Source organism: Streptomyces sp. NPDC048516, assembly GCF_043199875.1.
In the GTDB taxonomy this organism is placed as follows: domain Bacteria; phylum Actinomycetota; class Actinomycetes; order Streptomycetales; family Streptomycetaceae; genus Streptomyces.
The window spans coordinates 15,905-37,763 of sequence record NZ_JBICWS010000036.1 but is presented as its reverse complement, the minus strand read 5'-3'; the positions used below and the strand labels follow the sequence as shown (position 1 = coordinate 37,763).

17 protein-coding genes are annotated in these 21,859 nt (G+C 67.3%); 10 read left to right on the top strand and 7 right to left on the bottom strand.

Features of this window, described 5'->3' with window-relative positions:
- The first annotated feature begins 7 nt into the window (after nt 1-7).
- Nucleotides 8-4,549, top strand: coding sequence for an SDR family NAD(P)-dependent oxidoreductase (locus ACGFR7_RS36050; RefSeq protein WP_393327892.1), 4,542 nt, complete (start codon nt 8-10; stop codon nt 4,547-4,549).
- Between the two features lie 35 nt (nt 4,550-4,584).
- Entirely contained in the window at nt 4,585-4,965 is a 381-nt protein-coding gene (locus ACGFR7_RS36045) for a winged helix-turn-helix transcriptional regulator (RefSeq protein WP_393327883.1), read from the top strand.
- A 32-nt stretch (nt 4,966-4,997) separates the two neighbouring features.
- Here ACGFR7_RS36045 and ACGFR7_RS36040 read toward each other — a convergent pair whose 3' ends face one another.
- From ACGFR7_RS36040 to asnB, 6 genes are all read right to left on the bottom strand, one after another.
- On the bottom strand, nt 4,998-6,182 hold the full coding sequence (locus ACGFR7_RS36040; RefSeq protein ID WP_393327880.1) for a response regulator transcription factor: 1,185 nt from the start codon (nt 6,180-6,182) through the stop codon (nt 4,998-5,000).
- Nucleotides 6,183-6,711: 529 nt separating this feature from the next.
- Nucleotides 6,712-7,143, bottom strand: a complete 432-nt coding sequence (locus ACGFR7_RS36035) for a transposase (RefSeq protein WP_393327877.1) — start codon at nt 7,141-7,143, stop codon at nt 6,712-6,714.
- A 48-nt stretch (nt 7,144-7,191) separates the two neighbouring features.
- Nucleotides 7,192-7,722 carry a hypothetical protein gene (locus ACGFR7_RS36030; RefSeq protein ID WP_393327874.1) on the bottom strand — a complete coding sequence of 177 codons (531 nt, stop codon included), beginning with the start codon at nt 7,720-7,722 and terminating at the stop codon, nt 7,192-7,194.
- Between the two features lie 88 nt (nt 7,723-7,810).
- Nucleotides 7,811-8,752, bottom strand: a complete 942-nt coding sequence (locus ACGFR7_RS36025; RefSeq protein WP_393327871.1) for a diiron oxygenase — start codon at nt 8,750-8,752, stop codon at nt 7,811-7,813.
- Between the two features lie 27 nt (nt 8,753-8,779).
- Nucleotides 8,780-9,481 (bottom strand): methyltransferase, encoded by a 702-nt coding sequence (locus ACGFR7_RS36020; protein ID WP_393327868.1) that lies wholly within the window; start codon nt 9,479-9,481, stop codon nt 8,780-8,782.
- Nucleotides 9,482-9,496: 15 nt separating this feature from the next.
- A complete protein-coding gene (asnB, locus tag ACGFR7_RS36015; RefSeq protein WP_393327865.1) occupies nt 9,497-11,332 on the bottom strand; it encodes an asparagine synthase (glutamine-hydrolyzing) in 1,836 nt (611 codons plus the stop codon).
- 373 nt (nt 11,333-11,705) lie between these two features.
- Here asnB and ACGFR7_RS36010 point away from each other — a divergent pair, with 373 nt between their 5' ends.
- The 8 genes from ACGFR7_RS36010 to ACGFR7_RS35975 all read left to right on the top strand — a co-directional run bounded on the left by ACGFR7_RS36010 (nt 11,706) and on the right by ACGFR7_RS35975 (nt 20,359).
- Nucleotides 11,706-12,947 (top strand): 3-deoxy-7-phosphoheptulonate synthase, encoded by a 1,242-nt coding sequence (locus tag ACGFR7_RS36010; protein ID WP_393327862.1) that lies wholly within the window; start codon nt 11,706-11,708, stop codon nt 12,945-12,947.
- A gap of 39 nt (nt 12,948-12,986) precedes the next feature.
- Nucleotides 12,987-15,116, top strand: a complete 2,130-nt coding sequence (gene pabB / locus ACGFR7_RS36005; protein ID WP_393327860.1) for an aminodeoxychorismate synthase component I — start codon at nt 12,987-12,989, stop codon at nt 15,114-15,116.
- Nucleotides 15,110-16,585, top strand: coding sequence for an AMP-binding protein (locus ACGFR7_RS36000; protein WP_393327858.1), 1,476 nt, complete (start codon nt 15,110-15,112; stop codon nt 16,583-16,585). Before pabB ends, ACGFR7_RS36000 begins: the two co-directional genes overlap by 7 nt.
- A 98-nt stretch (nt 16,586-16,683) precedes the next feature.
- Nucleotides 16,684-17,394, top strand: a complete 711-nt coding sequence (locus ACGFR7_RS35995; protein ID WP_393327855.1) for an aminotransferase class IV — start codon at nt 16,684-16,686, stop codon at nt 17,392-17,394.
- Nucleotides 17,391-17,939, top strand: a complete 549-nt coding sequence (locus ACGFR7_RS35990; protein WP_393327852.1) for an isochorismatase family cysteine hydrolase — start codon at nt 17,391-17,393, stop codon at nt 17,937-17,939. Before ACGFR7_RS35995 ends, ACGFR7_RS35990 begins: the two co-directional genes overlap by 4 nt.
- 313 nt (nt 17,940-18,252) lie before the next feature.
- Entirely contained in the window at nt 18,253-19,392 is a 1,140-nt protein-coding gene (locus ACGFR7_RS35985) for an anion permease (protein WP_393327849.1), read from the top strand.
- Nucleotides 19,393-19,503: 111 nt separating this feature from the next.
- Nucleotides 19,504-19,743 carry a hypothetical protein gene (locus tag ACGFR7_RS35980; protein WP_393327847.1) on the top strand — a complete coding sequence of 80 codons (240 nt, stop codon included), beginning with the start codon at nt 19,504-19,506 and terminating at the stop codon, nt 19,741-19,743.
- Between the two features lie 217 nt (nt 19,744-19,960).
- Entirely contained in the window at nt 19,961-20,359 is a 399-nt protein-coding gene (locus ACGFR7_RS35975; RefSeq protein WP_393327844.1) for a hypothetical protein, read from the top strand.
- 203 nt (nt 20,360-20,562) lie between these two features.
- On the opposite strand, the gene ACGFR7_RS35970 is transcribed toward ACGFR7_RS35975, so the two are convergent.
- Nucleotides 20,563-21,075 carry a MarR family winged helix-turn-helix transcriptional regulator gene (locus tag ACGFR7_RS35970; protein WP_393327841.1) on the bottom strand — a complete coding sequence of 171 codons (513 nt, stop codon included), beginning with the start codon at nt 21,073-21,075 and terminating at the stop codon, nt 20,563-20,565.
- Between the last annotated feature and the right edge of the window lie 784 nt (nt 21,076-21,859).

Sequence of the window (21,859 nt, the reverse complement as noted above, 5' to 3'; positions counted from 1 at the left end):
CGAGCAGATCGCCCGCCTGCGCACCCACCTGGACACCCACCCCGAACTCGACCCCGCAGACATCGGATACACCCTCGCCGTCGGCCGGGCCCACTCCGAGCACCGGGCAATGGTGGTGGGAGAGACCCGGGACGACTTGCTGGCAGCGCTCGGGGCCGCCAAGACCACGAGTGTTCGTGCCGGGCGGACGGCGTTCCTGTTTCCCGGGCAGGGTAGCCAGCGGCTGGGGGCGGGAAGGCGGCTCGCAGAGGAATTCCCCGTGTTCGCCACGGCGTTGGACTCGGTCCTCGCCGCATTCGACCCCCACCTGGACGTCCCGTTGCGTCAGGTGATGTTCGCGGCAGCCGATTCGGAGACGGCTCGGCTCCTTGACGAGACCGGTTACACCCAGCCGGCGCTGTTCGCGATCTCCGTGGCCCTTTTCCGGCTGGTCGGTTCATGGGGCCTCAAGCCTGACTTCCTGCTGGGCCACTCGATAGGTGAACTGGCTGCCGTCCATGTCGCCGGATGCCTTTCGCTGCCGGACGCGTGCGCACTGGTGGCTGCTCGCGGGCGACTTATGCAAGCCCTCCCCCGGGGCGGGGCGATGGTTGCCCTCCAGGCGTCCGAGGACCAAGTCGCTCCTCTCGTGGCCGCGGCCGGCGACCGGGTGTCCATCGCCGCGATCAACGGGCCCTCGTCCGTGGTGATCTCCGGTGACGAGCGGACGGTGCTCGACATCAAGGAAGAGTTCGAGCGCCGTGGCCGCAAGACCACGCGGCTGCGTGTCTCCCACGCTTTCCACTCGGCTCATATGGAGGACATGGTCGACGAGTTCCGACGCGTTGCGGCCGGGATGACGTTCCACACCCCGAGGATCCCGGTGGTCTCGGATGTGACGGGGCTTCTTGCCACGGCCGACCAGTTGTCCTCTCCGGACTACTGGGCCCGGCACGTGCGGGAAGCCGTGCGATTCCACGACGGCATGCGCCGGCTTGCCTCCCAAGGTGTGCGCACCTTTTTGGAGCTGGGCGCGAGCGGGGCGCTTTCCGGGATGGGGCAGGACTGCCTGTACGACGTCGAGGGAACGGTATTCGCCACCGCGCTGCGCGCGGACCGGCCGGAGACCCGGAGCATCGTCACCGCAGTTTCCCAGCTGCACACCCATGGTGTGCGCGTCGACTGGCCCGCCTTCTGGGAGAGCACGGACACACGCAGGCAGGCCCTGCCGACCTATGCCTTCCAGCACCGGCGCTACTGGCTGGCCGACACGCCCAGCGCGCCACGTGGTGCCGATGTGCCCGGCCACGCCCTGCTCACCAACGCGGTGCACCTCGCCGATGACCCGGACACGCTGGTGTTCAGCGGCAGCCTGTCGCTGCGGACGCAGACCTGGCTGGCCGATCACCTCATCCACGGCACGGCCCTGCTGCCCGGTACGGCCTTCGTCGACCTCTCGCTGTACGCGGGCGACCAGGTCGGGAGTGCCACGGTCGAGGAGCTGACCCTCGAAACACCGCTGACATTGCGCGAACAGGACCAGGTCGAACTCCAGGTATCCGTCGGCCCCGAGGAGGCTGGGCGGCGGGAAGTGCGGGTGTACGGGAGTACCGAGCCCGGCGTCTGGACACGCCACGCCAGTGGTGTCCTGAAACGCGCCGTCGATGCCGGGACCGACGAGCTCGCACAGTGGCCGCCGGCGTCAGCGACCGCAGTTGACCTGAGCGGCTTCTACGACCGGCTCGCCGACGACGGGTTCGACTACGGTCCGGCGTTCCGCGGGCTGCGCGCGGCCTGGCGGCACGGAGACGACCTGTTCGCCGAGGTCGGGCTGCCCGAAGAGCGCCACGACGAGGCCGACTCCTTCGGGCTCCACCCGGCCCTGTTCGACGCGGCGCTGCACATCGCGAGCGGGGACGGGGCACTGCCGTTCGCCTGGACGGGGGTGTCGCTGTTCGCCACGGGCGCCCGGGCGTTGCGAGTGCGGTTGCGCCGCACGGGACCGGCATCGGTGTCGGTGCTGGTGGCCGATGCCTCCGGACGGGCGGTGGCGGCAGCGGAGTCCCTGACGGGCCGCCCTGTCCCGACACTGTCCAGCGGTCACGCGAACGCGCTGTTCCAGGTGGACCTGGTGCCTGAGCAGGTCACGGCGGCTCCGGTTTCCTGCGTGCGGCTCGGCGCCGGCGAACTGCCCACCGGAGCACGCTCGGTGCCCGACCTGGCCGCGCTGGTCGCGGAGATCGGATCCGGGGTCGCGGTGCCGGAGGTGGTGATCGTCGAGGTACCGCGGGCGGACACCGCTCGGACCGCCCTGGCCAAGACGCTGGCTCTGGTCCAGGCATGGCTGGCCGACGAACGACTCGCCGCCGCCCGCCTGGTGTTCCTCACGCGGAGCACGGACGGGTCCGGCCTCGCCGCAGCCGCGGTCCAGGGCCTGGTGCGTTCGGCCCAATCGGAGAACCCCGGCAGGTTCGCCCTGGTCGACGTGGACGAGCACGATGCCTCCGCCACCGCGGTTCCGGCGGCACTGACCTCCAATGAGCCCCAGTTGGTGATCCGGGCCGGTGTGGCGCACGCGCGCCGGCTGGCCAGGGCGGGGCGGGACCTCGGGCGGGCCACCGCCTGGGACCGCGACGGCACGACCCTGATCACCGGAGGCAACGGTGCGCTGGCCAGGCTGCTGGCCAGGCACCTGGTGGTCGAGCACGGCGTGCGTAACCTTCTGCTCGTCAGCAGAAGCGCCCCGGACCGTGCGCTCGGTGAGCAGTTGTCCGCGCTCGGCGGAAACGTCATCCAGGCGACGTGCGATGTGGCCGATTCCGCGGCGCTTTCGGCGGTACTCCGGGCCGTGCCCGAGCACCGGCCGCTCACCGCCGTCGTGCACACCGCAGGTGTGCTGGCCGACGCTGTCATCCCGGCGCTGACCGAACAGCACCTCAGCCACGTCCTGCGTCCCAAGGTGGACGGCGCCCTCAACCTGCACGAGCTGACCCGGGACCTCGACCTGTCCGCGTTCGTGATGTTCTCCTCGGCCGCGGGCGTCTTCGGCGGACCGGGCCAGGGCAGCTACGCAGCCGCCAACGCGATGCTGGACGCGCTGGCGGAGCAGCGCCACGCGTCCGGTCTTCCGGCGCTCTCGCTCGCCTGGGGGCCATGGGAACAGAGCGGTGCGATGACCCGAGACCTCGCGGACGTCGACGTTCGCAGGATGAATCGTTCCGGTGTGCGGCCACTGTCCAACGAGGAGGGTCTCGCGCTGTTCGACGCGGCGCGGGCAGCGGGCAAACCGGTGATGGTGCCCATCCGGCTGGACCTCGCCACCGTGCGACGCGCCGACGACGCCGATGTCGTGGCACCCGCCCTGCTGAAGGGGCTCGTCTCCCGTGGACGCCGAGCCGTCGCGGCCGACGCGGGGCCGTCCCTCCCCGACCAGCTGGCCGGAAAATCGGCTGACCAGCAGGACCTGGTTCTGCTGGACCTCCTGCGCACCCATGTCCGCGCGGTTCTGGGACATAGCCCCGCGCACGAGGTCCCGGCCGACCGGGAGTTCCTTGAGCTGGGCTTCGATTCCCTGACCACCGTCGAACTACGGAACGGACTCACCGCGGCAACAGGGTTGCGCCTTGCGCCGGCGGCGCTGTTCGACCACTCCACCCCGATGGCGCTCGCCCAACACCTGCGGAACGAACTCACCGATCAGGCGCCCACCCCCGACGCGTCGGCTTTCATGATGGGCACCTTGCTCCGGCAGGCCGCCGATACCCGCCAGGCAGGAGCGTTCCTGGCACTGCTCACCGAGATGTCGCGGTTCAGGCCCGCCTTCCACACCGGCGTGGAGAGCAAGGCTGTTCGGCTCAGCGAAGGTGGCCGTGGACCTGCCCTGATCTGCCTGCCCTCGATGCTGGCAGTATCAGGGCCGCACCAGTACGCCCGCTTGGCCGCTCCGTTCCGGGGGGAACGCGATGTGTGGGCGCTGCCCCTGCCCGGCTTCAACCGCGATGAGCAGGTGCCGGCAACGCAGCAGGCGGTGCTGGAAACATTGGCCGCAGGGCTCGCGGAGGCCCGCCTCACGGAGCCGTTCGTGCTGTTGGGCCACTCCACCGGCGGCATTCTGGCCCACGCGCTGGCCGCACACCTGCAGGCACAGGGGGCGGGGCCGGCAGGGGTGGTGCTGGCGGACGTGCTCGATCTGTCCGAAGGTGACGGCCGAGACGCCATCGCCCCCGCGTTGCTCTCGGCGATCCTCGAACGCAACAACGTCCATGTGCCGGTCGACGACACCCGCCTGACCGCGATGGGCGCGTATCTGAGGTTGTTCCAAGGGTGGAAGCCCACCGTCCTCGACACGCCCACGATGTTCCTGCGGGCATCGGAATCGGTGGTCGACGAGGCGGATGGCGGCCGGTGGCGGACCTCCTGGCCGTTGGACCACGTCGCGCTGGATGTTCCCGGCAACCATTTCACTATGCTGGAACAGCATAGTGAAATCGCGGCCGGCCTTGTTGAGGACTGGCTTCGAAAATATTCTTCCCAAGTGATCAAAAGTGATCGACACGGCAATAAGCGGTGATCCCAGTGACACAGTCAATCCATGAGTCCGCACCGATGCAGGAAAGTACGGAGATTCCCATCAAGGAAGTCCTGTGCACCCTTTCCGCAAGGTGGTCACTTGAGGTGATGGCCGAATTAGACGGAGGTAGGCGCCGGTTCAACGAGCTCACCCGTCGACTCGAAGGAATAAACCACAAGGTGCTCATCGAAACGCTTCACAAACTGCAGCGTGACGGTTACGTCAGGGGCCCTCTCACTTCGTCGAAGAATTCGACCGACAGGTTGGTCGGATACGAGCTGACCGAGCTGGGAATGACCCTCCTTCAACTCGTCAACGGCGTCAGGGAATGGCTCGATGAGCACGAGCAGAAAATCGTGAACGCGCGGACCGACTTCGACTGGACCAAGCGGGAGATGGAATTCATGAAAGAGTAGGGTCCGGACGAGGGAGCGCCGACCTCTGCCTTCTACCTGCAGCTTTCCATCCAGGTCCGGGCAAGCTCGACACGGGAGGATATGTGGAGCTTCCTGAAGATGCTCCGCAAGTGATGGGCAACGGTATGCCGGGAGATGAATAATTTCTGGGCGGCCTGCGCGTTGGAGAGCCCCAGTGCGACCAGCTCGGCCACGGCGGTCTCGGTTTTCGTCAGACCCAGGATTCCCATGCCGGGTTCCTGGGGCCGGTCCGCGTGGTCGCAGGCACGCCCGAGCCGGTGAAGCTTGCGCTTGAGCCGGGTCACGTCTCTCGGGGACTGTGCGGTGAGATACCCGGTCGCGGCGTGCTCCAGCACCGTGATGGCCCGGTCCGAGGCCCCTTGTGCAGCGAGCATCACTCCGAGGTCCTCCCGTGCGGAGGCAGCGGCCCATGGATCGGGGTGATGGTCGGCGGCGAAGAGCAGATCCGCGGCGCTGCGGTGAACGAGCCCTTCGGCATGGCGGGCGGCTGCCTCCAGCGCGGGCAGTTCCCCGCTCCGGGTGGCGAGCGTCCGGGCGGTGACCGCGATCGCCTCGGCGTTCTTCCAGTCGCGGGGAATCATGAAGCGTGCCAGCCACGCCGCGGCCGCCGGGTCCGTCAGCAGAAGCCTTTCGCGGGCCTGGCCCGGCGAGATGAGCTGCTCCACCAGGGGGACGGCCGCGTCCGTCCCGTGCTCTGCCTCCGTGGTCTGCACCACCATCCACGCACAGCCCAGGCCGTAGGTGTTCCCCAGCGCCCAGTCCATTGCCGCCTCCCGCGCATACGCGCCGGCGGTGCGCAGGTCCGCCCGTCGCAGCGCGCCCAGGGCCAGGAGAACACGGGCGTACGGTTTCCAGCTTTTCGCCGCTTCCTCAGGGGCTTCCAAGACGGCCTGCGCCTGCTCGAGCGCTGTGGAGACCCGGCCCAGGTTCCAGTTCAAAGCTGCTCGGAGAAGTCTTAGAGCAGCTTGGTACCGGTGGCTTCCGGAAAGTTCAGCGGAACGTTCAGCCGCCGCAATGCTGCGTTCGGCATCGCCATGTTGGCGCAGGGTGGTGGCCAGTGTGGCGAGCCAAATCTCGGCCTGCAGTGGGACATCTGATGCGGACGTGCAGTGAAATCCACGGCGACTGGCTTCCTGGGCCAGATGGAGAGCGTGCTTCGGCTGGCCATTAGCCCATCTCTCCATCGAGGACTGCATGCATTGCCACGTGGGGCAATCCGCAGGCGGAGTGTGACGTGTCTCGCAAAGGATACGCTGAGGGTAAACTTGCATGACCCTGCTCCAAGTGTGACGAATCCCCCGCCCGTTCGGAACGCTATCACTTCCGCAGAGCTCGTAACACGATCATGAGTGGGCTTTCTTGAGGCGTCGTCAGTAGATGCGATCGCAGGTCAAATAGAGTAAGACGACGTGGAGTTCGGCGGGGTTCCCGACAAACAGCGAGACGCTTGAAGTGGTGGGGCAGGGCGAAGCTCTACTCGACGACGCAGCGGAGTTTTCCCATTCCTTCACTGTGCGGGGCGCCCTTGCGAGAGAGGACGGGAAGGATCCGACGCTTGCGGAGTCCGCCGCGCAGGGCCGGAGGCGCAGCCCCCGCCACCGAGCAGGGCGTCGGGACGCTTACGGGGACGGTCGGACGGCCGGCGACGGACGGGATGCCGCCACCACGGCACAAGGCCGGTGAACCTGTCGTGTCAAAGGGCTCCGAAGCCGAAACCGGAGGTGTTCAGGCTTCACCCACCTGGTGACTTACCATCAGGTGCTGCGTGCTGCCCCTCTTGCCGCTGGTCGACCGGCGGCGGAACGGCGTCGGCACCCCCTTTTTCGCGCGGAGGTGGGAGCTGTCCACGCAGGCCCGTGACCAGTCGAGTTGGCCCGCCGCATGCAGCTCGGCTAGCAAGACGCGGTGCAGTTGGTCGAAGATGCCGGCCTGCTGCCACCGTTCCAGGCGGCGCCAGCAGGTCTGCCCGGAGCCGAACCCCAGGTCCCGCGGCAGCAGTTGCCAGGCGATGTCGTGGTAGAGGACGTACAGGATGCCTTGCAGACAGAGCCGGTCCGCCACCGGTCGCGGCCCTGGCGAACGCTCGGGCCAGGGCGGCAGTAACGGCTCGATCAGCGCCCACAAGGCGTCATCCACGATCCAGGGTCGAGTACTCACACCATCACAAGGATTCAGAATTCGTTGAGGAAATAAAGTGGACACGGTTCACGGGTCTCCTACGCCACCGGCATCGGGACCCGTACTGTCCAGCAGCGATCTGCTCTCCTCGCGCGCTGAAGCGCCCCAGAACAACGGGGCCGAGTGCGCCGTAAGCACAGCTGCCGCCCACCGGGGCTCCACGACGAGGAGGCCCTGGCGGCCGGCCCACGGTGTGCAGCGTTGTTCTCGCCGATGTGGCTGTTGTGCGGCGGGTTGATGCGCCACGCACAGGAAATGGACAACAAGGTCACAATCCACCGGACTGGCGTGAGGCGGAGTGAGCCTGTCGAAGTCGGCCGAAGTGTGGAACACGAAGTCCGTGGTGAACGCTATGGGCAGGCGGATCCTCAAGCGGAGCCGTCGGTCGTCCTGATCCTGAACGGATTCGTCGAAGCGGAAGCCGTGGTCCAATTCGGCCGCGCGCTCAAGCCACTTCCGTAAGTTGTCCATCCACAACGCGGGCCGCCCGTTGGCGAACTCCGTGGCGTCCGCCGGCGGTGCGGACAATAAGGCGAGTAGGTAGTCGTTGATCACCACGGTCTCCTGCCTCCTGCGGTCGGGACGGCGCAACGCCTGCCGGCATGAAGACCCGAATGCCCGACGCCGTACGCCCGCAGCCGTTCGGTCATGCGTTCCGACGCAGACCGTGCTTGTCGAACGCCGCGGAGATCGCCGGGTCGGAGAACGCGCCTTCCTGGGCCAGCATCCTCAGCGTGGGGGCCGCATTGGCGACAAGGCTTTCGCGGACCTGGGGCAATTCCACGGTCTCGGCCACCACACGCGCGGGATCTTTGAAGACGTCAGGGTAGCCGGCGAGCATGTGCGTCATCGCGGCTTCGTCCGGTCGCAGAAACGCCAGAATGATCTCGGGCAGAACGGCCCCGATCTTGGTCTGGAGTGGAGCCGGCATCTTCGGCCAGAGCGACTTGAACAGGCGTCGGAAGTAGGCGTGGTGCAGACCCTCGTCGGTCGCGTGGTCGGCGGCCAGGTCCCGTACCGCCTGCTGCACCGAGGGATCCTTCGGCAGCTTGGTCAGACTCCCGGTGATCAACGTCTCGGACACGATGGAGAAGAACAGTTTCACCAGGGGCCGGTACACCGGGAGTTCCGCCGCATACAGGCGGGAGAGTTCCTGCAGGAAGTACGGCCGGTGTGGAATCGGTTCCACACCGGTGTAATCCCGGACCGTCGTCAGCAGGGTGTGCGACATCTCCGCGTGCGCTGCCTCGTCGGTGTAGATGCGCAGGAGGTCTTCCTTCATCTCCGCGGGCAGCCACGGGCAGAAATCGGGCGAGTGCAACAGGAGGCACGTCTCGTTCACCGGCCCCAGTTCCAGTTGAACCGTGAACTCCAGGTAGACGTAGAGGGAGTGCACCAGAATCTCTTCCCGGACCTGCTCCGGGGCTGCCCGAACCTCCGGGTGAGCGAGCAGCGGGCACAGGTCGGGCGAAAAATAGTGCAATCCGCTCTCGAACGCCCCGTTCCTGCGCGGCTTCGATCGCACCCAGGACCGGCTATCCCACTGTCCGAAGAGAGAACGGTAGCTGGATTCTTCTGTTCGGTTCACTGGATCCGTCCCGTCTCCATTCTGTTCTCAGCCCGCAGGCCGATCTACCGCATGAAACTCCAGCAACTGGTATTCGACATCGGCGAGCTGAGGGTGCGGTGCCGCATGTATCTGCTCGAACCGCAGTCCCGCGCTTTCGGAAACCTCGGTGAGGAGTTCACGATTTCCCATGTTGCTGTAGCCGAGCAGGAGCCGGCCGCCGGGCTTGAGATGGCCGGCTGCTGACCGCAAGAACTCTTTGTGCATGACGTATCCGGGGTCGAATATCGCGTGATGCAGGGGAGTTTCGTGCGCAAAGTCCGTCGGCGGTTCAATAAAGCTGGAACTCCAGAACACCAGGTCGAAGCGCGTCTGACGGTCCAGTGCGGAATACATGTCGCTGTGCAGTACGTGCACGCGGCCGGTGACGCCGTGGCGCGCCACATTCCGTCTGGTGTTCTCCACAGCGATCTCGTTGATATCCAGCGCGGTGACCTGAGCACAACCGCTGAGGGCCGCGGTCACGGAGATCACGCCGGCTCCTGCTCCGATCTCCAGGAAACTGCCGCCCGCAGGGTAGGGAAGCCACTCCGCGTAGATTTCCGTGGACGGGCAAAGGGTCGGCGAGAAAACCCCCTCCAGCAGCTCGAATTCGCGGCCGCTCAGGGTGAAGGTGGAATCACGGTTCTCGGTGTCCGCGTTCATCCGGAGCAGGTTGTAGCCCCGGGTCAGACTGAGCTCGTCGCTCACTGCTCCTCCGTACGGTCAGTACCGCAGTTCCGGGTTGCGGATCTCGAACCAGACAGCCAGGTCCAGGACCTTCTCGAAGGCCGCTCGCGGGGCGCCGGCGATCTGGTGCGGCGACAGCTCGGCCGCCTCGGCGAGCTTGCTCCGGTCGAACAGATCGAAGACCGGGCTGTTCGTCTCTTTGAGCAGGATCTTGACCTGCTCCTGCAGTGCGCCGACGTACAGCGTGTCCTGGGTGGACGGGTAAGGGCTCTTGCGGCGCTCCACCACGGAACGGGTCACCACGTCCTTGACCGACGCGCGCAGCAGGCTCTTCTCCCTGCCGTCGAAGGTCTGCATCGTCCACGGCACGTTGTACAGGTACTGGGCCAGGCGGTAGTCGCAGAACGGCACCCGGGTCTCCAGGCCCACCGCCATCGCCATCCGGTCGACGCGATCCTCCAGCACCCGCATGAAGTGGTTGAGCCCCAGGTGCAGGGACCGCCGGTACATCCGCTGTTCCTCGTCCTCGCCGTCCAGGTACGGCACGCGCGCGGTGGCCTCCCGGAAGCGGTCGGCCGTGTAGGCGTCGGAGTCCAGAGCGGCATTGAAGTCGCCGGTCAGGTAGGCGGAGCAGTCGACCCGCTTGAGCCAGGTGGTGTGCCACGGGAAGGTACTGCCGTACCTCGCGGCTTTCGACTGATGCCAGACGTGGCCGGCGAAGATCTCGTCGGCGGCCTCGCCGCTGAGCGCCACGGTCACGTGTTCACGTACGGCTTTGAACAGCAGGTACATCGAGCCGTTGATATCGCCCATGCCCCAGGGCAGGTCCCACGCCGCCACGACGGAGCGCCGGAGATCGGGGTCGGACAGCCTGCGGTGGTCGAGCACGATGTCGTGGTGCTCGGAACCGATGTGCGCGGCCATTTCCTTGGCGTAGGGCGCGTCGGCGGAGTCGGCCATCTCATGGGGCTGGAAGTTCTCGCTCTGGCCGGGGAAGTCCACCGAGAAGGTACGGGCCCGGTCCCCCTTGGCGGTCAGGTGCCGGCTGGCGAGCCCCGCCAGCGCACTGGAGTCGAGGCCGCCGGAGAGCAGGAGGCCCAGCGGCACATCGGCGACCAACTCGTGCCGCACGTTGTCTTCCACCATCTGCCGCACCCGGGCCACCGTCGTGTCCAGGTCGTCGGTGTGCTCCTCGGCGGTCAACTGCCAGTAGGTGTGCTCGCGCAGCCCGTTGCGGTCGAACTCGATGACCGTCCCGGGCGTCATCACCTTCATGCCGGCCCATACCGCGTTCTCGGAAGACGTGAAGAAGCTGAAGAGCTGGCGCATGCCCTCCATGTCCACGGCAGGCTTGACGTCAGGATGCGCGAGAATCGCCTTGGGTTCGGATCCGAAGAGCAGGCCGTCCTTGGTCCGGTAGTAGTGCATGGGCTTCGTTCCCATGCGGTCCCTGATCAGGGTGAGCCGCTCGCAGCGGGAATCCCACACCGCGATGGCGCACATTCCCACCATTCGTTCCGCAATGGCAGAACCCCATTCGAGGTATCCACGCAGCACGACCTCGGTGTCACTTCTGGTGCGGAAATTGTGGCCTCGTTTGCGCAGTTCATCGCGCAGTTCGACAAAGTTGTACGTCTCACCGCTGTAGCTCAGGGTGACGGGCCCTCCGGGCGTATCCACCGTCATGGGCTGTGTCCCGCCGGGCAAATCGATGATCGACAACCGGCGGTGCCCGAGGGCCGCGTGCCTCGACAGCCAGTGCCCGGAGGCGTCGGGGCCGCGGCAGGTCATGCAGTTGGTCATTCCCTCGAGAATGTTCTCCTCATGCGAGAGGTCCTGACGAAAACTGACCCATCCGGCGACACCGCACATCTGCCGTCCTCCTGGAAAGTTCGCTGGTCGCTGGCCTCGGAACGCCATGCAAGCGGTGGCTTGCGTACGACGGGGAATTCCGCAATTGCGGACGCTATACGTGAGAAAAGTACCTTGCGTGAGCGAAGCCGCACAACTACGTACCTCAAGGTGCGTGGCCATGGCCGAACCAGGTGGGACCAGTACCTGGCAGGAGGTCACCCAGTCTTTAATGAGGGCCCGCGCCCTTAATGAGTGCCCGCGCGTGAAGCGTCTTGTACCTTTCGCGTACCTCAAGGTACCTACTTGAATCCGGATTGAACGGGATGTTCAAATAATCTTGGCCTGCGTCACAAGGCTCATACGCAGGAAGAGGGGAATAGTGGCACGCCTTATGCCGATCTCGACCCGCATCGGAGAACAATGGTCCCTTGCACGGGAAAGGACCACGTTAAAGACGTCGCCCGCCGCCGACTCCCTGCCCGCCGCCCAGCAGCCCAACTGGCCGGACCCGGCCACTGCCCTTGCCGTCCGCCGGCGATTGTCGGCGCTGCCGGCCCTCGTCAGTGCCGACGAGGCAAGGGACTTGCTCGTACGCATGGCCCAGGTGCAGCGCGGCGAGGCATTCCTGCTGCAGGCAGGTGCCTGCGCGGAACCCTTCGGCAGGCATGCGGTACGCGGCGCCGAGAGCGATCACCAGCTGATCAGCAGGATGGCCGACACCGTCACCGCCCGGCTGGAGCTCCCCGTGCTGGCCATCGGGCGGGTGGCCGGCCAGTTCGCCAAGCCCCGGTCACAGCCCGTGGAGACGGTGGACGGGACGGTGTTGCCGATCTTCCGTGGTCTGCTGGTCAACGGGGCCGAACCCGACGCCCGGAGCAGGCGCTCCGATCCCTTCCGTATGCTCGCCGCGTACCAGACCGCTCGCATGGTGCTGGACCGGTTGCACCGACTCGACGCCGCGACGGCGCGGGACCGCTCATGGGTGAGCCACGAGGCCCTGGTGCTCGACTACGAGGAGTCCCTGACCCGGTTCGACCCGGTCACCTGCGAGTGGTTCGCCGGTTCGACGCACCTGCCGTGGATCGGCGAGCGGACCAGGCAGCCCGGCTGGGCTCACGTGTCCCTGTTGTCGGCCGTGATCAATCCTGTCGCGTGCAAGGTCGGCTCCGGCATCCGCAACGAGGACTTGCTGGAGCTGTGCGAGCGCCTCGATCCGCACCGGCGGCCCGGACGGCTCACGCTGGTCGTCCGGCTCGGCGCGCAGCAGGTACGGGAACGGCTCCCGGAACTCATCGACGTGACACGCCGTTCAGGCCATCCGGTGACATGGGTCTGCGACCCCATGCACGGCAACACGGTCGTCACCTCCAACGGGGTCAAGACCCGGCACGTCACGCACGTACTCGACGAACTCATTGGGTTCTTCGAGGTTCTGGGGCGCGCCGGGCAGTGGCCCGGTGGAGTTCATCTCGAGGTCACCGGCGACCATGTGACCGAGTGTGTCGGCCCGGGCGGCCCTGACAACGAAGCTGATGTGGCCCTCGGCTACCGGTCGCTGTGCGACCCCCGTCTCAACGACACGCAGGCGATGCATGTGATGGAAGCGGTGGCGGATCTGGCCGCCCGTCACTGATCCGAACGGCGGGCACACGGCTCTGGAGGAGCAGCCTCAATGAGGACTCTGCTGATCGACAACTACGACTCCTACACGTACAACCTGTTCCAGCTGCTTGCCGTCGTCAACGGCGAGGAGCCGACGGTGGTGCGCAACGACGCTCCCGGAAGCGGCGGGCTGCAATGGGACACGTTCGACAACGTGGTCATCTCCCCGGGGCCCGGACACCCCGGCAGGGAACGGGATTTCGGCATCTCCGCGCGCGTTCTGGCCGAGGCGACCGTGCCGGTGCTGGGCGTGTGCCTCGGGCACCAGGGGATCGCACTCGGCTCGCGGGCCGAGGTGGTGCCCGCTCCGGCCCCCAAGCACGGCCATCTGACCACCGTCCGTCACGACGGGCGGGATCTCTTCCGTGGGCTGCCGCAGCATTTCACCGCGGTGCGGTACCACTCACTGTGCGTGCAGGAACCGTTGCCTGACGAACTCGAAGGCATGGGCTGGTCCGAGGACGGCGTACTGATGGCGCTCAGGCACCGGCACCGACCGCTGTGGGGGGTCCAGTTCCACCCCGAGTCGATAGCCACCGAATACGGATCGGAGCTCATCGCCAACTTTCGGGACCTCACGATCGAGCACCGACCGCGGCCGGTGCCGAGCACAAGCCGGCGACGCCCGGCCGCGGCGGACGTCGAGGTGCCGCAGAACGCCGACTACCGACTGCACGTCAGCCTCTTCGAGTCCACCGTGGACACCGAGTCGGTCTTCTCCCAGCTGTTCGCCGGCTCCTCCCGGGCCTTCTGGCTGGACAGCGCCCAGAGCGACCCCGGGCGTGGCCGTTTCTCCTTTCTCGGCGACGGCAGCGGCCCGCTGTCCGAGTTCGTGCGCTATGACGGCGCCGAGGAAGTGGTGCACGTCGAACGGCAGGGCCAACTCCCCTGCCGTATACCTGGCAACGTGTTCGACTACCTTCAGGGCCGGCTCCAGCAGCGCCGGATCGACCGGGCCGGGCTGCCGTTCGACTTCGCGTGCGGCTACGTGGGCTACTTCGGTTACGAACTCAAGGGCGGCCTTGGTGCCCCCAACCGCCACCGGGCCCGGACACCGGACGCCAGTTGGCTCTTCGCCGACCGGCTCGTTGTCGTGGACCACCATGACTGCCTGACCTACCTGCTGTGCCTCGCCGAGAACAGCGTCGAGGGCGAGTTGTCCGCCAACCACTGGCTCGACGACACACTCACCTCCCTGCGCGAACTTCCGCCCGCCGAACCGGTGCGGTTGGTGACCACGGAGGCCACCAATGAGGCGCTGGTCGAGCCGTGGCTGATGCGGGACCGAAACCAGTACCTGGACGACATCGCACGGTGCAAGGACGCACTCGTTGCGGGCGAGAGCTACGAAATCTGCCTGACCACCGCCGCCGAGCTCCCTGCCGTCGATGACGCCTTCGACTTCTACCGGCGGCTGCGCAGGTACAACCCGGCACCGTATGCCGCCTTCTTGCGGCTGGACGACGTGGAGATCGCGAGTTCGTCACCCGAGCGGTTCCTGAAGCTGGACCGGCAGCGAATCCTCGAGTCCAAGCCGATCAAGGGCACGGCCCCTCGCCATGCCATGCCCTCGAAGGACACCGAACTCAAGCTCGAACTGGCCAACAGCGCCAAGACGCGGGCCGAGAATCTCATGATCGTCGACCTGCTGCGCAATGACATCGGACAGGTTTGCGAGGTGGGCAGTGTCCACGTGCCCAAGCTCATGGCGGTCGAAAGCTACCCGACGGTCCATCAGCTCGTCTCGACGGTCCGGGGCAAGCTCCGGCCGGGAGCTGACGCGGTGGACTGTGTGCGTGCCTGCTTTCCCGGCGGTTCCATGACCGGGGCTCCGAAGCTGCGGACCATGGAGATCATCGACGGGTTGGAGACGCAGGCCCGCGGTGTCTACGCAGGGACGTTGGGCTATCTGTCCTGCAACGGCACGGCGGATCTGAACATCGTCATCCGCACGGTGGTCTTCGCCGACGGAATGATGCACATCGGCGCCGGAGGGGCGATCGTGCTGGATTCCGACCCGGAAGAGGAGTACGCGGAGGTGCTGCTCAAGGCCGCGGCCCCGCTCCGTGCGTTGTTCTCCGCGGCCGAGCAGCCGGCGGAGCTGCCGGGCGCCGGACCGACAAGGACTGCACAATGGTGAACATAGCTGCTGACCTGGCCGATCGGGCCGCGCGAGCGGGCTGGCTCGACCGCGCCGCGGTACACACCGCCGAACGCACCTGGACTCATGGGCAGGTGCACGAGTTGGCCGCCAGGGCCTCGACGGTTCTGGCGGACCACGGGGTCCGGCCGGGCGAACACGTGGTGGTGGCACTGCCCGACGGGATCGGGTGGATCACCGCGTTCCTCGGCACCGCCGTCCTCGGCGCGACCGCCGTCCTCGTCAATCCCGACCTGACCGCTGATGGTCACCGGTTCATCATCGACGACTGCAAGGCAGCGCTGGTGGTGACCACGGCGGAACGGGCGGGCGGCTTCGACGGCACCGCTGTGCTGGACGTCGAGACGCTGATGACGACGGCCGAACGCGCACCTGCCGCCGAGCCCCGGTCACTCGGCCCCGACGCGCGTCTCTACGTCCAGTACACGTCTGGGACGACAGGCGTCCCCAAGGGGGTGCCGCACCGCCACCAGGACGTGGCTGTGTATGCGAGTGCGGTGGGCGAAGAAGTCCTCCACATCGGTCCGGACGACGTCGGTCTGTCCTTGTCGAAGCTGTTCTACGCCTACGGGTTCGGGAACGCCGTCGCCTTCCCGCTGTACACCGGTTCCTCCGTCGTGCTGCTCGGCGACCGGCAGACGCCGGGGGCGGTGCGTGAGGCGATCGCACGCCACGGCGTCACCGTGCTCTACGCCGTGCCGTCCGCTTACGCCAACCTGATCAGCGGCGGGGACCCTTCCGTCTTCGCCACCGTTCGTGCCGCCGTGTCGGCAGGCGAGAACCTGCGTCCGGGCCTGGGGCGCCGAATCTCCGAGTTCTTGGCCGCGCCGGTGCTGGACCAACTGGGCTCGACCGAGGTCGGCCACGCATTCTGCACCAACGGAGTGGACTTCTGCCTGCCCGGGACGATCGGCCGCGCTGTCCCCGGATACCGGCTCGAAGTGCGAGACAAGGCAGGCAATCCGGTTGCCGACGAGGTCGAGGGTGACCTGTGGGTGAGTGGCCCCACCGTGATGGCGGAATACCTCAACCGGCCCCAGGACACGGCTCGGACACTGGTCGACGGCTGGCTCGCCACCCACGACCGTGCGGTGCGAGGCAAGGACGGGTCCTACCGGCACACCGGCCGCGCTGATGACATGGAAATGGTCGGTGGCGTGACTGTCTCCCCGCTGGAAGTGGAGGCCGTACTGGGCGATCATCCCGCGGTGAAGGAAGTCGGCGTGACCGTGCTCGCCGATACCCAGGGCATCACCCAGCTTCACGCCTTCATCGTGCCCAGGGACCCGGTCGGCCGGCCTGATTCCCTGCCCGCTGAGCTCGTCGCCCTGGCGCGAGGCAGGCTCGCGCCCCACAAGGTCCCGCGCATCGTGCACCTGGTGGACGCACTTCCCCGCACGCCCAACGGGAAGCTGCGCAGGCACCTGCTCAGAAGCGGGAAGTGGTGAGCGAGGTGGGCCCGCCCCCGGGAGAGGAACAGGTATTCACCTGGCGGAATGGTTCCTTGCTGCCGGCCGGCCCGACGACCTCAACGAGACGGACACGGTTGTCTCTGGCTGATTCCTGGCTGCTCAGCGACGGCCGTGTGCGCCGCATCGACCTGCACCGGCAACGGTTCCTGCGGGGCTGTGCCGAAGTGGGGAGCGTGTCCCGGGAGACCGTGGCGGCGTTCTGGCAGGCTGCCCTCGGCAAACTGCCCACGGCCGGAGACTGGTTCCCCCGCGTGGAACTGCCCGCTGAGGGACCGGTCGAGTTGCGTTTGCGGGTCCGGCCGTCACCGGCACGGAGCGGGCAGGTGACGGTGTGGGTGCCGGACACCACCGATCCCAGGACGGCTCCGCACCTCAAGGGTCCCGACCTCGACGCACTCGGCGCGCTGCGCGGGCGAGCGGTGGAAAGGGGCGCGCAGGAAGCGCTTCTCACCACGGAGTCGGGCGTGGTCCTGGAAGCCGGATATGCGAGCGTGCTGTGGTGGGACGAGGACCGGCTCTGCGTTCCGTCCCCGGACCTGCCCGTGCTGGGTGGAGTCACCACGGCGGTGATCCAGGAACGAGCCGCGCAACTCGGTGTTCCGGTCGGGCAGCGACACGTACCGGTGGAAGAGCTGGAAGGTAAAGAGGTGTGGCTGGTGAACGCACTGCACGGCATCAGACCGGTGCAGTCCTGGGCGGGGACGTCGATCCGGCCGGGGCCTGCCCTCCGCGCCCCTGAATGGCAGAAATGGCTGGCCGGCGAGAGCACCGGGGTACGGGGATGACCGAAGTCCTGGTCGTCGTCGACATGCAGAACGGATTCATCACCCCGGGGACGGCTTCCGTCGTGCCCGTCGTGGTCGACTTGGTCGAGCGCTGGGAGCGCACCGGGCGGGATGTCGTCTTCACCCGGTTTCTCAACCCTCCGGGTTCACCCTACGAGCGGCTCATGCACTGGACAGGGTTTCGGTCACCTCCGGAGAACGAGCTGATCTCCGAACTCACGGACCACGCGGCCCGCTCCTTCGCCGTGGTGGACAAGGCCCGGTACTCCGCGTTCACCGAGGAGATGGACAAGCTGGTCCGGCTCCGCGCATGGACGGAGTTCGTGATCTGCGGGATAGCGACTGAGATGTGTGTGCTGAAGACGGCCGTCGACGCCTTCGAACGGGGCTTCAGGCCGCAGATCGTCACTGACGCGAGTCAGACGTACGCGGGCGTCGAGGCCCATGAGATGGGGCTCACGCTCGCCGCACGGCTGATCGGATCGGAGCAGCTGACGACCGTGAGTTCCCTGTTGGGTTCCGATCACTCATCCGCAACGGTCTGACGAGGACACGCGCACTCCACCAACTTTGGACAGACGGCTGTGTGCTCCGCGCCAGCGGTACACCGCCCCCATGGCACGACTCGGGCCCCGGCTGCCCACGGCGGGGTGGTGCGCCGTTCCGAGATCGTCGTACCGCTCGACGCCCGCCGCCGTGTCCGGTGCCGCGCTGCCGCATCCAGCCGCCACCGACCGGCCCACGCCACCGCATTGGCGGCGATTCGGAGCGGCGCTTAGCGTGGGAGGGGACGGCGGTTCGCACAGATGGTTCCGGTGGGCCCGCGCGGCCGGACCGCCCTCGATGCGGAGGACCGGGATGGCATCTGTCTCCTTCCTGCTGGTGGCCGTGATCCTTACGGCCCTGGCCTTCGACTTCACCAACGGGTTCCACGACACCGCCAATTCGATGGCCACCTCCATCGCCACCGGGGCACTGAGCCCCCGGGTCGCCGTCGCCGTCGCGGGTCTGCTCAATCTGGGCGGAGCCTTCCTCTCCACGGAAGTGGCCAAGACGATCTCGGGCGGCATAGTCCAGGACAGCGAAGTGTCCCTGGTGATGATCTTCGCCGGGCTGATCGGGGCGATCCTGTGGAATCTGGTCACCTGGCTCCTCGGGCTGCCCTCCAGCTCGTCCCACGCCCTGTTCGGCGGGCTGATCGGCGCGGTGTGGGTGGGGGCCGGGGGTTCCGCGGTGCGCTTCGGCACGATCATCGAGAAGATCGTGATTCCTGCGGTGGCCTCGCCGGTGGTGGCCTGTGCGGTGGCGCTGCTGGCCACCTACCTCGCCTATGTGATCACCCGGAGGACTGCGGCACGCGCCGCGGGGAAGGGCTTTCGCGCGGGGCAGATCGGGTCGGCGTCCTTGGTGGCACTGGCTCACGGCACCAACGACGCCCAGAAGACCATGGGCGTCATCACCCTCGCACTCATCTCGGGCGGGGTGCTCAGCCATGGCGCGGGACCGCCCTGGTGGGTGGTGCTGAGCGCGGGCCTGGCGATTTCCCTGGGCACATACGTGGGCGGCTGGCGGATCATCCGGACCATGGGCAAGGGGCTCACCGACATCCAGGCCCCGCAGGGCTTCGCCGCCGAGACCACCGCGACGGCGGTGATCCTCGCCTCGTCGCACATGGGCTTCGCGCTGTCGACCACCCAGGTGTGCACGGGCAGCATCCTCGGCGCGGGGCTGGGCCGCAGGCTGGCACACGTGCGCTGGGGTGTCGCCGGGCGGATCGCGGTGTCCTGGCTGCTGACGCTGCCGGCCGCGGCCGCCGTGGGAGGCCTGGCAGCGTGGGTGGCCGACCAGGGCAATGCGGGGGTGGCCCTGGTCGGGGGTGTCGCGCTGGCTGCCGCGGCGGGCTTCTACGTGCTCTCGCGCCGCCGTCCGGTGAGCCCGGAGAACGTCAACGAGGTGCCGGACCTCGCTGCGGAGCCCACCGTCAGGTCGGCCGCCTGAGCAGCGGGCCGGGCGGGCGGGCCGTCGTCGAGGAAGGGGCAGAGGACGAGGCACAGCAGGCGCAGAAAGGTCACGGAAAGGGCGGAGGAAGGCGCAGGAAGGAGCAAGGGGATGGACATCGACTGGGGCACTCTGACCGGGGTCTTCGGTGTCAGCCTCGGGATCACCGTAGTGGTGGTCGTGATGTTCTCGCTCGGACTGGCCGCATGGGCCCGTGCCGGATACGGAGAGCCCGCTCCCGGCGTGCCCCGGGGCCGGGACCAGAAGGCGGCCACCGCCACGGCCGTGATGTGCTTCGCCGCCTGCCTCGCGGTCGCTGCCTACGGGATCGACCTGATTGTTCCCGGCTGACCCGGCCCCTGTCCCGTCCCCTGCCACTCCACCGTCGACCGCTGCAGCTGACCCGTGCCTTCAGAGGGAAGGGGCCGGCCGCAGTGACGAAGTAGTGACCATCGGGAGTCAACCTCGTGGCCCGCTGACAGCTCTATCTCGTTGAAAGCACGTCAATTAGGGACTGTTGAGTCTTAGTTGGCGCATTGTGAACGTAGGTATCGAAGGAGACACGAGTATGAAGCTTGGCCTGAAGCGATTAGTTGTGATCGGCTCGCTGGGTGTGGCCTCCGCGGCACTGGCCACCTCTCCGGCGTTTGCGAAGAGCGACATCGCGATCGAGGCCACTCCCCACACGGTGCAGGTCGGCCATGTGGTGAAGGTGCACGGCCAGGGTGGGGACGACGCCGAGTGGTACACCACGCTCGTCATACAGCAGAGGTCCGGCAAGCCCGGCCACTGGAGCAATTGGAAGACTGTGAAGCAGGACTTCGGCTTCGAAGTGCGCGCGAACATCAAGGCCGACCAGCCGGGCGAGCTGCAGTTCCGTTCGGTGCTGTACGCGACCGACGCGAACCACCAGCACCCGAAGACGGACCGCGTGTCGGGGCCGCTGACCATCCACGTCGTCCGCTAGCCGACACGACGGCACCGCACGCCTGACGGCAGGAGCGCCGCTTCTCCACATCGCCCCTGCACTCACCGCACGTGACGGCATCGTCACCATGGTGGGTGCAGGGGCACCCTTGTCGATGCAGTGGTCCGCCCTGTTGATGCAGCGGTCCGCCTTGTCGATGCAGCGGTCCGCCTTGTCGATGCAGCGGTCCGCGGTCTCGCCCGTTATGGCGTCTTCCTGCCGGGGGAGGTCGGGGTGCCGTAGTGCTCGTTGCCGTCGGTCAGGTCCTCGCGCACCAGGACGAAGAGTTGCGTCAGCTGCGAGCGCTGCGTATCGGTCAGCGAGCGGAAGAGGTCGTCCTCCACCTCCCGCTGCGCGGCTGCCGCGGCGCGCAGCCGCCGCTCTCCGGCCTCCGTCAGCACGACCAGGTGGCGTCGCCGATCGCGGGGGTCCCGCGTACGCGTCACCAGCTCCTCGGCTTCCAGGGGGTTGAGCTGGGTGACGAGCACGCTGGCCGCGGTGTCCGTCTCCGCGGCCAGATCGGTCTGCGCCAACGGGCCGCGATCGCGAAGCAGGCCGAGGATGTGGAACTGCCGCGGCGTGAGGCGGTTGGCGGTGTGCGCATCCCGCAGGCGACGCATGGCTTCGTGCCCCAGAAGGGCGAGCATGAGGCCGGGGCTGTTGCGGTGCTCGTCGAGCAGCGCCGGGCCGGAGTCGGTCGAGTCAGCCAAAGTCACGCATTCACTTTACCTTACACAATCATGTAGGCTGCTAAATGAATAAGCCACGTGAACGATTAAGAGGTGCAGTGCGGGTTGACGAGCCGGCTCCCGTCGGTCGCGGCGCGGGCACCGTCCCCGCGGTCATGCCCGGAGTCAGCGAGACCGGCGCGGTGGAAGCCGGCCTGCGGCAGGCACCAAGGCACCAGAACGCACCGGACGCGACCTGGACACACCGTCCTCGCCATTCCGGTCGACGGAGGCGTCTCGCCCCTCTGACAACCCGTCGAGGAATTCCCTGCACGCCACTGGCCGCACGTCGCGTCACCCGCAGCGGAAACCGGTGATTGCCGGCCCAGGGCGCGCTGCACACCTGCGATTGCGATGCAAGCTGTGGACGGGAATACTGGATAGCACGGGCAGGGAAGGCCCGGAAGCGCGCTGCGTGTGACCTTTCGTGCCTCACGCAGCGTTTCCCTTGCCCGGAAACCCGCCTGAATACTGGGCGCGCCGGGCGGAATGCCGGCGGGCTCCGCCGGCTCAATGAGCCGTGCAGGAACAGCCGCTCAGGGGGTGCGAGCGTCCCGGAGTGAAGAGCCGCCTTCGCTGACGACGCATTCCTCGTCGAGGTCAGCGAGTCAAGAGGCCGCATCAGATTCACTCCGATTCGGATAGCGCGAAGAGGAGTTGGCCTGATCGGCAACCCTTCCCGCAGCATCTTCGAGGCCAGCCCTCACATGAGTGGGGACCAGCCTCGAAGTTGACCCGTGGGGTCGCTAGAAACGGCCTCCGCGACCGAACC